We start from the raw sequence: 11,968 nt of genomic DNA, 5'->3' as shown, positions 1-11,968 counted from the left end.
CTCGGCGGCGAGGGCGCCCAGCCGGTCGATAACCGGCGCCAGGATGGGACGCCACAGCATGACGCGGCCCCAAGTCTCGTGGGTAATGGAGCATTCGACGGCCTCTTCCAGTGCCCAGATGTAATCTTCAACCGGTTGTGCGGCTGCGCCGTAGAACCGTGCACAGTAATCGTGAACAAGCGAAGGCACGTCGGAGTCAACGTCCCACATGAGCTTCGCCCGCACGTAGTAATTGAGATGCGTGATCATCCACGAGTTGTTGCCCTCCGTCCAGAAACCCCACAAACCCTGTTTATGGAGCCAGGGGAGGTCGTGAGCGATGCAGTGGAGAGCAGGAAACGGAAGACCTTCAAGCGACTTGCCGGGATCGTAGTCATACACGATGACGAAGTCGAGATCGCGCAACCACCGGGTCATCACCTGTTCATACAATTGGCGTTGCCAGCACGCAGGATCGCCGGTGCGGTGAATGGTGCATGCCGAGATCACTGCGGATTGAATCCCCAGGTTGGGCGCGAGCGGTTTCACGGTTTCAGGCGGACGCACCCGGTTGGCATAGCCGTTGGTCAGCAGCCATCGATCCGGAAACTCCTTGTTCACTTCGGCCGCGACATTGTTGGCGAATTCGAACCACAGGTCGCTGAGGCTGGGGTCTCCGTATCCGAACCCCATAAAGCCGGGGAAATGGCTCTTGCAGCGGTCGCAGTAGCACATTGGATGGCCGTCAGGCGGGGCAAAGCCAAAGCTCAACCTGTTCGGGTCTTCCCGGAAAGCAGCCTTGATGGTTTCCGCGGCGATGCGGACGGCCTCCGGTTCCGACATGCAGAGCATGTCGCGCATCCTCTCCCCTTTCTCATCCATGGCGTAGATTTCGGGGCAGGCATCGAAGTACTTGTCCGCTGGAGCAAGATGCGCGGTCGAGCCGTCGCCGGGCAGGTTAAGGTTCAGCTTGTTGAGTTTGTTGCGATCATACCATTCCGTAATCCAACGGCGGTCGTCGTCGTTGGTGGGCTGCCACCCGCTGTACCAGATATCGCGGACGCGGAATGAAGGATTTTCCGTGCGATCTGTATCGTTGATTCGCACGGTCTGCATCGCCGGAATGACTTCGCCGAAGGGACCGGGGAAGAACCACCGGCAGCCCAGTTCCTGCTCGAGAAAGTCATATACGGCGAAGAGCGTGCCGCGGTAGGGGCCGTCTTCATTGCCCGCCAGGATAAGGTCGTTGCCGAGGGTCTTGACCAAAAAACCTTCTTCATTCAGTTGCGGCGTGTATCCGGACGGCAACTGGATTCCCGTGGCGTCCACAGCGGCACTGCGCCCAACAAGCACACGTACCCCTTGCGCAGGGTTGCTGTCGGATTGGATGGGGAGGCGAACGCCGCTGATTCTCTCGACATTTTCCTGGAGCACTCGGGCGGCCTCTTCCGCTTGAGGACTCGGGTCTGCTCCAATGACGATCACGGCGCGAGGTTGACCGCCGTCAACGAGCACTACATCGGCGCGGACGCTGATGCAGGCAGCGACCAGTCCCCATGCAGCTGCAGCAACAGCAAGCCGTTTTGCGAAGCCCATGATTTTTTCTCCCCGTTACTCTGACCAGAATAGCAGAAAGCGCGTTAGACAGTCGCGGCAATCGTGCGAGGAAGAACCCGAAACAACTTACAACATCGATCGGATATTTTGACCACACGGAGAAAGGGGCGTGACCTTGAAAACACGCGCGGAGCAGTTCTCGGGACGCACACCCGATATCCTGATTCCCGTCATGGCGCCTTGACAGCCAGTCCAGTTCCTTAAACTCAAGGAGTGATTGCTTCTCTATACGCGGTCTCGGGACCGGCCCCGTCCGCTACTTCCACGGGGAAACCCTCCGCGCCTGGTTCAATGCCGAAGAAGTTGTCGTGTTCGTTGCAGGTCTCCGTTCGGTTCTGCACGCGGTTGTTGTAGTTCATGGGCGTCGCGACGCGATACACCGCGTTACCCGTGATTTCGATGAACCCGCTTCCCTCATCCAGATAGATGCCGCCTGGCCCGCCCGGCCCGTTATCGTGAATGTGGTTGCCGCGAATGACCGTTCCCGGCTGGTTCGAGAGGGTGTAAACGCCTCCCCCATCGTTCCGGGCCTGCATCACGTGGTGAATGTGGTTGTTTTCGATGCGATTGTTCGCGCACGGCGTACCCTTTTCATACTTGTATGGCGTGGGGTATCCGCCCCCGCCGGCGTCCGGCTCTCCCCATCCCCAACCCACCGAAATGCCGCTGTACGGCAGATCGCGGATCTCATTGTGCGCTATAACGGTGCCCTCCGTATACCCTGCAAACACCCCGATGCTGTCTTGGAACTCCACACCGATGTCGTGAATGAAGTTGTTCGTGATTCGGTTGTCCTTAACCACGAGTCGAGGGTCGTCCGGATGATGGTCGTCCCGGGTGACGTCCCCAACTTGGACCGCGCTTCCCGAGATATCGTGAAATTCACATCCGTTGACGACATTCTCTTGCGAACCGCGCTCGATGTCGATTCCGGCGCCGCCAAGCCTGGCAAAGGAGCAGCGCTCGAACGAACACCCCACGGCGCCGTGAAGCACGACGTTGGCCGGGCTCTTGCGGTGTTCGTTCTGCACGTTGACCAGCGTTCCGCCGCGGGGAAAGAGGTTGGTGTCATCACATATGAAATTCGCTTGCACGTCGGCATGTCCGCTGCGGTTCGGCCGCAACCACGTTGCCTCCGCGAAGGCAACGCCTTCAAACCGGATATCGTGCGCCGGGTTCCCGACAGCGCCCTCGATGCGCAGAAGGGTCTCCAGCCTGGGCACGATGACTTCCGCCCCCGCCATATCCTCGCCCTCTCGCGGCATATAGTAGAGCGTCTTGGCGGGCCGGTCGAAATACCACTCCCCGGGTTCATCGAGTAGCTCAAACGCGTTCTCGATGTACGCCGGCGACTGCGCCTGCACCCCCTCCTTCATCGAGGCCAGAAAGAACCAGGGCCGCTGCATGTGATATACCGCGCGGCCTTGTTCGTCCGCCGTGATCGACTCCACTTTGCAGATCATGTGGCTCCAGGAGTTATAGTAGCCCAGCTCGATGTCACCGTGATTGCGCCATCGGGCCATGTCCCCTGTTCCCTGCGGGAAGACATGTCCGGCGTCCGCGTCAATGAACTCCATCGCGCCGAACCGTTCGACGCCTTCCGGACAATCGCCGCGCGCGCGAACGGCCCGGCGGCCGTCCACAAAGAGCTGGCGGCAATCCGCCAGGTCCACGGCGGCGGTCCAGAGCCCACGTTCGCCCTGGCGCCAGCTCGTGACGCGAATCCCGCCGCTCAGGACGGGCTTCTCACCGGCATAGGCCTTGTACACGACCTGGTGCCCGTTCATGCCCGAGTCTTCGGACGCGAGGCGGAATGGCTGTTCAAGCCGGTAAACCCCATCGCGAAGCCACACCACTATGTCCTCGGACATGCCGCCGTTCAGCGCCCTCACGGCGTCCCGGGCGCGTTCCAGAGACCGAAAAGGCGCCTTTTCCGTGCCCCGCCCGTCGTCGCGGCCGTCGGGCGACACGTAGAACTCGGCGCCTGACGCGTGAAGAGTGGTAACCAGCGAGAAGGTTGTCAGTATTGCCGCGCATGCGGCGCTGCGTTTCAGGACGGTTCTCATGCGTTGCCCCCCATTCTTCAGATCGGATTGCCTAGCCCGCATCTCAAACACTGATCACAGAATCGAGTTACTGTACCTGATACGCGCCTATTCTTTCACTGTCCTTCTCGAGGATCTGTCCGGCGTGCGAGATCACTACTCCTGGTCGCAGTGTTGCGGTGCATGCCGTCAGCGAAAGTGGGACAGATCCAGGGTTTGGGCTAAGGTATAGGTTGAGGATGGCCGGGGGCGTCGGTTAACGTCCGGGTCATCACCATCTTGAGCGCGAAGGAGTTCTCTGGCAGCTCTCGGAGCTTGATGCCCCAAGCTGGCTGGCGGGAGATTCCAGGGCTTGGCCGCAAGAGCCAGTTGCTCATACTCCTTGGAAGAAATTGTGCATGTTTTGTATCCGTCCGGTGAAGTACAGGGTGCATTGGTCGCGGGGTGGTGTGCGGTGCGGAGATACCCCGCAAGAGCTCGTTGACAAAACACTCCACTGGATACACAATGGAAAAGAGCATGTTGCGCTGTTGACCCGCCGCCCGGTGTATCTCTTGACCGTCGCAGTCATGTCGGCGGGAAGACAGAGGTGCCAAACCGTATCTTGCACGGCAAATCACTCAGAGCCGGGAAGCAGAATACCTTGGCCACCAGACAGCAAGGGCTTTCAAGACGTAAGGTTCGTCCAAGTTCTCATGCAGACGCCGGGGCAATTCTCAGGTATGTGGGTCAGATACCGGGGAAACGAAAGGGATTCTTGCTCACTTCATTGGCCGGACAAGAAAAAACTGGGCCATATCAAGGCCGCACTCCTGAGGCTCTGCGAAGGCTGCTTGATGAATGCCGCCACTTTCTTGGAGAGAAGGGAGTTGTGCCATGAACACGCGCGTGAAGAGCATCGTGTCAGGAGTCGTCATGTTGCTGCCGGCATTCCTCTCTATGAGCTGTCCCGACGTCACCACTCCCTGCATCTCCGGTACGGACGTCCGGAACGTGGACGACACGGATGTTCCAGAATGGATCAAGGAGCGAATCCTTTGGGATCCTGGTCGTACCGTCGGCCGATTCTACGTTTCGGACCAGGACGGTTCTGTCCTGGAGAATCCTGACTATCCAAGCGGAAAACTGGTTGTGATTCGAGTCGCACCGAGCGATTGGCCGAAGAACACGGCGGTGACGGTGTCGTATATCAACGCCATCTTCTTTGAGCTAAACTTCTTTGAACCCGTCCCCTCCAAATCCGTCGCGAGCTACTATGCGGAGAACTCATATGGGGCGTTTCTTTGCACGTCCGGCGGGGTCCCCGAGTGGGTGAACCTTGTGAGCCTGACTTACTATGGGGACGTTGAGACCAGCATTACGTTCCTTCTGCATATATTGCGGGCTGCCGATGTGGATTGGCCTGCGCTTGACACCAACGGCGACAACGCCATTTCGCGGGCAGAGGCCCAGATTGTCATCCTGATACCCGATGGCAGCATGTCCAGCGGATTTGCCAGCACGCGTTACCGAACGATTGGCCTGGCGCCGACCGCAAGCGGAGAATGGTATGACTTCGGCACGCGTCCGATTATCTACTTCAGCCTGAAGGCGGAGTCACTGTCTGACGCTCATGTGAACCCTATCCGGTATCACGCCAGCGTGATTCACGAATTGCATCACGCGTTCTTCAACCTGCCGGATCGATATGGCTCGAACACTGGCACCGGCATGTACGATCACATGTCCAGAGATCGGAGTTGGCTGCATCTCACTCTGTTTGACAAGATGAAGATCGGATGGGTGCACCCCAGGATAGTAAACAAGCATCTAGAGACGTGCTTGCATTTTCCCGCGTCGGAATCGGAAGCCGCGGGGCTGGTGCTCGTCCCGCCCGAGGTCCTGCTTGACCCGGAGGCGCCGCTCGAGTACTGGGTCGTCGAAAACCGACATCGGGCCTATGCCGAAGTAGGGTACGACGACGACCTGCCCGAGAACGGTCTTGCCATTTGGTATGTCAGCGAAGGCACATATTCCAACGGCTGCGACGACGTTCGCCTTGTCAACGCCTCGTTACCGGACCAGGATCCCGATCTCTATAACAACCCTGGGTATGGAGCATTCTTCACTTATGTTCCAGACGAACCGGAACGTCTTCTGATGATGTCGGGGGGGCCGTGGTCGTTTCTGTATTTCCGGCGAGTCTCAAACCCAGGATACCAAATGACTGTGGAGTTCTAGACCCACTGCCCGCGGTACGTTGTCAGAAACCTTGGATGTTTGCCGGCCGGAGACGCCAATCCTTCCCTCGTTAAGAAGGCAATGTCTCTCATCTGCCACGGGGACCGCTTACCCCGGCCGTTCACGGGTCGCCTATTGAGTCCAGCCGTTTCGGAGCTTACCCTGTGGTTTTCCTTTTCTGTTCTTGACGGGTCGGTAGATTTTGTAGGAAGGGAGCAGGTTCCTATTTTGGCATTTCTTTTTGGGGCTTGAGATCGGGCCTATCTGTGTGTAATTACCTGCAGATGAACGGGAAGCCCAAAGGAAACGAGGCGGCGCGTTTGCGGCAGCGCAAGTTCAAGGCCTTGGAGGAACTTCGGATTCCTGCCGAGGCATTGCCGGGGTCGTTGTCGTTGACGCATCGCCGATGTGGAAAGGCCAATTGCCGGTGCGCCCAAGGCGAAGGCCATCCTATCTGGACGCTTACGTTCATGGACCATGGCAGGAAGCGCGTAGAACGCATTCCGGAGCAATGGGTGGAAGAGGTGCGCCAGCGCGTGGAGGCCGGCCGACAGTTCAAGCAGGCCCTGGCGGAGGTCCTGACGGCCAACGCACGGCTGTTGGCTTTGCGGCGCAAACAGCAGAAACGGTGAGCGGGGCCTCGCCGCGAGCCATCCAGCGTTATGCCCGCAGGACCCTGCGTCTTGAACGGTACTTGCGGCAGCCCGGTGACGGTCGCAGGCGGCCTGCCCTTCCGGCGAGCATCTTGTTGTGGGCCCCTATGGGCTGCCTCTCGCTCCACAAACCAAAATGCATAAAGCCGCCCAATTGCAGTCACTTCCATGCGCAGACTCACGCAAAGCTCAGAGAATGGCTGGTTTCCGTTTCGAATCATTGATTCTTCTCCGCCAATTCTGTAAGGTGGGAACGTCTATGAGTGCACCATGCGCGCTGTTGATTAACCCTAAGGCAGGACTCGTCATGAGCGACCCGGATGGCAGTCAAAGCTGCCCGAAAATGCCCCAGGAAATGATCCAAGAAGAATCTGAAGATCCTGGACCGCGACGCTTGCGCTGCGCGACTTGTGACGTGAACGGCCGGCGCTGCCTCCGAGCATAGCCCGCCGGTTCGCCTCCGGTCGCGTCCGTCCTCTGCTCGTGGCCGAAACGGAGGTGAACCGTGAAGACCAAGAACCCACTCCTTGTCCTCGAGCTGTGCGTGCTCGCCACCGGGAACTTGTCCGGCCCTGAAGACGCTATTCCTCTGAGCTGCCGGGCTGGTTGCCAGCGAGCCAGAAACCGCAAGCCCTTTGAGTAAGTAGGAGGGTTGCGCCATGAGAAAGGTCCAGTTCAACAACGGTTCAAATCGCAATGGCGTCACACCATCCACGATGTCGAGCGAGCATGAACGCCGTCTGGTGGAACTGTGCACCGCTCCCATCAATGAAGCGGTGGGTGCGCTAGAGACAACGCTTCAGGGCCTGAGTACAAAGGAGCTTGGTCAACGTCTGGACAAATTCGGGCCCAATGAGCTCACGCATCTAAAGCGCCTTGGATTCTGGGCCGACATGTTCCACCGCCTCAAAAACCCCCTGGTAGTTCAGCTCCTGGTAATCGCCCTCGTATCGGCAGCCATAGGCGAAATGAAATCCGCTGTCATCGTTGGCGCGATGATTATACTAAGCGTCGGCTTGTCTTATGTCCTCGACCGCCGATCCAGCCAGGCCGTGGAGAATCTCGGCAAGCGCGTTCAGTCCCGCACATTTGTCTTAAGAGATGGCGCGGAATCGGAGATCCGAATATCAGAAGTTGTTCCTGGCGACATCGTGCTCTTGCGGGCCGGTTCCATCGTTCCGGCCGACCTGCGATTGATCAGTGCCAAGGATTTCTTCGTCAGCGAGTCTGCGTTGACTGGAGAATCCATGCCCGTGGAAAAGACAATTGCGACCGCCGGTCTCCAAGCGTCTTCGGCCCTGGATCTGCCGAACGCCTGTTTTTGGGGGAGCTCGGTTACCAGCGGCACCGCCCGGGGCCTCGTCATCAATACCGGCGTCCGTACCTTGGTCGGAGCAATATCGGAACGATTGGCGCAAAAGAGTGAAGAGACCGATTTCGACCGGGGCATGCGGTCCTTTACTTGGCTCATGATCCGGTTCATGCTGGTCATGGTTTGCGCGGTGTTCTTCATCGTGGGCATGACCAAAGGCAACTGGCTGCAAGCCCTCTTGTTCGGCACCTCCATCGCCGTGGGTCTTACCCCTGAAATGCTGCCCATGATCGTCACCGTCAACTTGGCCAAAGGCGCTCTGACCATGGCCAAGCAAAAGGTCATTGTCAAACGCTTGCCGTCCATTCAGAACTTGGGGGCCATTGATATCTTGTGCACGGATAAAACCGGAACACTCACACAAGACCGGGTGGTCCTGGAACAGCACGTCGACATCTTGGGGCACCCCAGCGAGGAAGTGCTCAATTACGCCTATCTCAACAGCCATTTTCAGACCGGTCTGCACAATCTGATCGACCGCGCCGTTCTGGAATATGCCGACCTGGACACTGGACAATGTCGATTGGTGGATGAACTGCCCTTCGATTTCCAGCGCCGGCGGATGTCCGTGGTTGTGGCTTACGAGGGAGACCATGTGCTCATCTGCAAGGGAGCGGTTGAGGAAATCTATGCGTGCTGCAACCGGTATCAGATCGACGAAGAGGTTTACCCTTTGGTAAACATGATCCGCGGAGACCTCTTCGAAGAGGTGGAGAAATTCAACCGCGACGGGTTTCGGGTTCTCGGCATTGCTTATCGTGAGTTTCCAAGCGACAAGACCACGTTTTCGACCCAGGACGAATCCCAGCTCATCCTGTTGGGGTACATCGCATTCTTCGATTCGCCCAAGGCCACGGCCAACGAGGCGCTCAAACTGCTTGACGCAGTTGGCGTCAAAGTCAAGGTGCTAACCGGCGACAACGGGCTGGTGACGGAAAAAGTCTGTGGGGATGTGGGGCTCAGCGTGGTTCGGATGGTCACCGGAGCCGAGTTGGGCGCACTTTCTGCGGAACAATTCTCCAAAACGGTTCGGGAGGGCAATGTTTTCGTCAAGCTGTCCCCGTCGCAAAAGGAGGAGATCGTCAAGGATTTGCGACGCAACGGTCATGTGGTCGGGTTCATGGGAGACGGCATCAACGACGCACCGGCGCTCAAGGCTGCCGACGTGGGCATCTCGGTGGATTCCGCAGTGGATGTGGCCAAGGAAGCAGCCGATATCGTCCTCTTGGAAAAAAGCCTTCTGGTATTGGAAGAGGGCATCATGGAGGGCCGACGCGTTTTCGCCAATATCATCAAATACATCCGCATGGGGGCCAGTTCCAATTTCGGTAACATGTTCAGCGTGGTGGGGGCGAGCTACTTGTTGCCCTTCCTTCCCATGCAGCCCGTGCAGATCCTCACAAACAACCTGCTTTACGATTTCTCTCAGACCGGCATTCCCAGCGATACGGTAGACGAGGAACTGGTCGCCAAACCGCTCAAATGGAATATCGGTAACATCAAGCGCTTCATGGTCTTCATCGGGCCGATTAGCTCCGTCTTCGATTATGCTGCCTTCGCCCTGATGTGGTTCTTTTTCCACTGCAACGCCTTTCTCGATCCAGGGGCCACGGCGGTGCAAAAGGAAAGCCTGGCAAGACTCTTTCAGACCGGGTGGTTTGTGGAATCGCTGCTTACTCAAACACTGATCGTGCATATAATCCGGACAAGGCGCATTCCCTTTTTCGGCAGCCGTGCATCCATTCATATGACCATGACGACATTGATCGTAATGGCTATAGGTGCTTGGCTGCCCTACTCACCATTCGCCGACGATTTAGGGATGGTGCCATTGCCTGCGGTCTATTGGGCTTGGATTGCGCTTTTCCTTGCAGGCTACTCGGTACTGACCCATTGGGTGAAGACCTGGTTTTTCAACCGCTACGGAGGTGATTGATCATGGATACGATTCTAGACGCCCTCCAGGAGGGAATGCTTTTTGAGCTCCCCGATAACGACAAAACAGACGCGCTTCAGTTTTTGGCGCATGTCATTGAGGCCTTTCCGGAGGTTCCGGCCGGAACGGACGTCGTCGGGCACGTGATGGAGAGAGAGAGGGCGACCAATACTGCCTTGGGCAAGGGCTGGGCGTGTCCCCACGCGCGTGTGCCATTTGATGAAGATCTCTTGTGCGTTATCGGCTGGAGCCCCTCAGGCATCGATTACGGCGCGCCGGATGGAAGGCCCGTGACGTTGGTTGTCATGTATCTCGTGCCGGAAAACCAGCGCAACCATTATCTGCGTGAAATATCGTTGCTGGCCAGGGCCCTCGAGACCTATCCTGGGCTTGATGATTTTAGGAACGTAAAGGACCTGGATGATATCCGTAACTACCTTCTCGACCTTGTTGATTTCACAAAGGAATCGTCCGGCCCGGATGCCCGGGCGAGGATGATTCGGCTTCAAGCCAAAGCCGCTCCTGAGGCTTTGGCCTTTCGAGACCTATCGAACCTGATTGTGGAGCCGGTTACCCTTGTCGCCGCCCCGGAGATGAAACCTGTGGCTCTCACGCAGAATCCAGACCTGTTGCCGTGGCTCGATTCCGCAAAGGACCTTATTGGCAAGATAGACGCCGATGGTTCTTATCAAAACGGCGGATGGCGCATTTTACGGCGCAGCGCCGTTACCTATCTGGGGGGGCGCGTAATCTATGATTGCATAGCGGTCAGATTGGTCCCCGGCAATTCGGGACAGCGGGCCTCGTCATGCCTCCGCGAAAGCGACAGTTCTTGATGGTCTTCTATGCGGAGTTGCCGAGCGGGCACGCATCGGCAAGAAAGGATCGAAAGAAAGGTTAAGTTCAATCACTTCACATAATTGGTGGCTCCACCGAGGGGTACTTATGTCAAGTGTCACATAAGCATCCCGACTTTCTCCTCCCCGAATGCGGCATCTACATCGAATACTGCGGCCGGACCGGTGATCCGGACCACGACCGCGGCATCATCGAAAAAACCGCCGCCTACGAAGCCAGCGGCCTCGAAGTCATCCCCGTACACCCCCACCATCTCACCCACGCATGGCCCAACTACCTCGCACAAGAAATTGAGGAAATCACATAGGACCGAGCAAACGCAATGGCGGCCACGCTGGACCCCCGCCCCTCCTGTTCCAAAGCCGGCCGCTTCCAGGTGACCGCGCCAGGACCGCGGTGAATAGCGCGGGGGCCATAGGAGGCAAGGCCGCTTCTGAATGAACCCGTCTATCTGCTGATTGGTAACTAGCTTAGGCATGCTGCGCATAGGGGACGGACGAGGTTTTTCGACGGACGTGCACGAACTCTACCGACAGGAAATTCCCGCGCACGAACCACCATGAAGAAAGGTCTACACAATTGGGCGCGCAATACGGACAAGCCCAGAGGCACGGGAGACAGCCGGTGGACCTCCCGGCGGCACGAGTCCTTCGTGTAATGCGTGCCCTCCCCCGCGGTGTCTTTCGCGGATTCGCCTTCTGATGTGCTGCAATTCTGGAAATCGCATGGCGGGAGTCTCCAGATTTGGACAAACTATCCAAATTTGAGGCTATCAGAACGGGCGAAAGACGCAAGCGCGAACGCCGAAAAGGCCTGTAAACATTGGCTAAAATAAATGGTCGGGGCGGCCGGATTCGAACCGGCGACCTCCTGCTCCCAAAGATAAAACAGTTACACAAGTAGGACAGTAAAAGCCAATGTTTACAGGCCTTTTACGAGATCGCCGTTTCCTAAATTGTACCCTAAAACTGCCTGTTTAAGGCTGTTCAAGGGTATTTACCCTTGCGAGTAAATAGACGGTGGGGGTGAAACAAGATGCAATTTGCACCTTGATCGCGGTGCGTCCTCGCGCGCGTGGGGGTAACAGAAACCCCAAATTGGGGTTTCTGCTCCTAAGCGGTGTGCCCTCGCGCGCGTGAGGCGTTTTATACGATCAAGCCGCAGATCTGCGGCTTGATCACGGCGCCTCCTCGCGCGCGTGGGGGTAACACTTTCGCGCAAATTTGCGCTAATGTACATATTTCGGCACGAGTAGGCCATTGGATACGGCTCAACGCGGCCAGGGAAT

General features: G+C 57.6%; 7 protein-coding genes. 5 read left to right on the top strand and 2 right to left on the bottom strand.

Features of this window, described 5'->3' with window-relative positions; translation table 11 throughout:
• Together PLJ71_21165 and PLJ71_21160 are read right to left on the bottom strand one after the other, a co-directional pair.
• Window positions 1–1,575: DUF4838 domain-containing protein (locus PLJ71_21165; protein ID HQM51199.1), on the bottom strand; the 1,575-nt coding region annotated here is incomplete at its 3' end.
• A gap of 227 nt (window positions 1,576–1,802) precedes the next feature.
• Window positions 1,803–3,662 carry a right-handed parallel beta-helix repeat-containing protein gene (locus tag PLJ71_21160; GenBank protein HQM51198.1) on the bottom strand — a complete coding sequence of 620 codons (1,860 nt, stop codon included), beginning with the start codon at window positions 3,660–3,662 and terminating at the stop codon, window positions 1,803–1,805.
• An 855-nt stretch (window positions 3,663–4,517) separates the two neighbouring features.
• On the opposite strand from PLJ71_21160, the gene PLJ71_21155 reads away from it, so the two are divergent.
• From PLJ71_21155 to PLJ71_21135, 5 genes are all read left to right on the top strand, one after another.
• A complete protein-coding gene (locus tag PLJ71_21155) occupies window positions 4,518–5,861 on the top strand; it encodes a hypothetical protein (protein HQM51197.1) in 1,344 nt (447 codons plus the stop codon).
• 266 nt (window positions 5,862–6,127) lie between these two features.
• Window positions 6,128–6,493, top strand: coding sequence for a hypothetical protein (locus PLJ71_21150; protein ID HQM51196.1), 366 nt, complete (start codon window positions 6,128–6,130; stop codon window positions 6,491–6,493).
• Between the two features lie 680 nt (window positions 6,494–7,173).
• Window positions 7,174–9,822: a magnesium-translocating P-type ATPase gene (gene mgtA, locus PLJ71_21145; protein HQM51195.1), complete on the top strand. Its 2,649-nt coding sequence runs from the start codon at window positions 7,174–7,176 to the stop codon at window positions 9,820–9,822.
• A gap of 2 nt (window positions 9,823–9,824) precedes the next feature.
• On the top strand, window positions 9,825–10,658 hold the full coding sequence (locus tag PLJ71_21140) for a PTS sugar transporter subunit IIA (GenBank protein ID HQM51194.1): 834 nt from the start codon (window positions 9,825–9,827) through the stop codon (window positions 10,656–10,658).
• Window positions 10,659–10,774: 116 nt separating this feature from the next.
• Window positions 10,775–10,987, top strand: coding sequence for a hypothetical protein (locus tag PLJ71_21135; GenBank protein ID HQM51193.1), 213 nt, complete (start codon window positions 10,775–10,777; stop codon window positions 10,985–10,987).
• Window positions 10,988–11,968 lie beyond the last annotated feature (981 nt).

Source organism: Candidatus Hydrogenedentota bacterium (assembly GCA_035416745.1).
Classification (GTDB): Bacteria; Hydrogenedentota; Hydrogenedentia; order Hydrogenedentales; family SLHB01; genus UBA2224.
The sequence above is the reverse complement of the archived record's forward strand: the minus strand, read 5'-3'. Positions and strand labels throughout refer to the sequence as shown.

Bases quoted from the DNA above. Each gene is read 5' to 3' on its own strand.
- mgtA (HQM51195.1), top strand. From the start codon at position 7,174: ATGAGAAAGGTCCAGTTCAACAACGGTTCAAATCGCAATGGCGTCACA.
- PLJ71_21160 (HQM51198.1), bottom strand. From the start codon at position 3,662: ATGAGAACCGTCCTGAAACGCAGCGCCGCATGCGCGGCAATACTGACA.
- PLJ71_21155 (HQM51197.1), top strand. From the start codon at position 4,518: ATGAACACGCGCGTGAAGAGCATCGTGTCAGGAGTCGTCATGTTGCTG.
- PLJ71_21140 (HQM51194.1), top strand. From the start codon at position 9,825: ATGGATACGATTCTAGACGCCCTCCAGGAGGGAATGCTTTTTGAGCTC.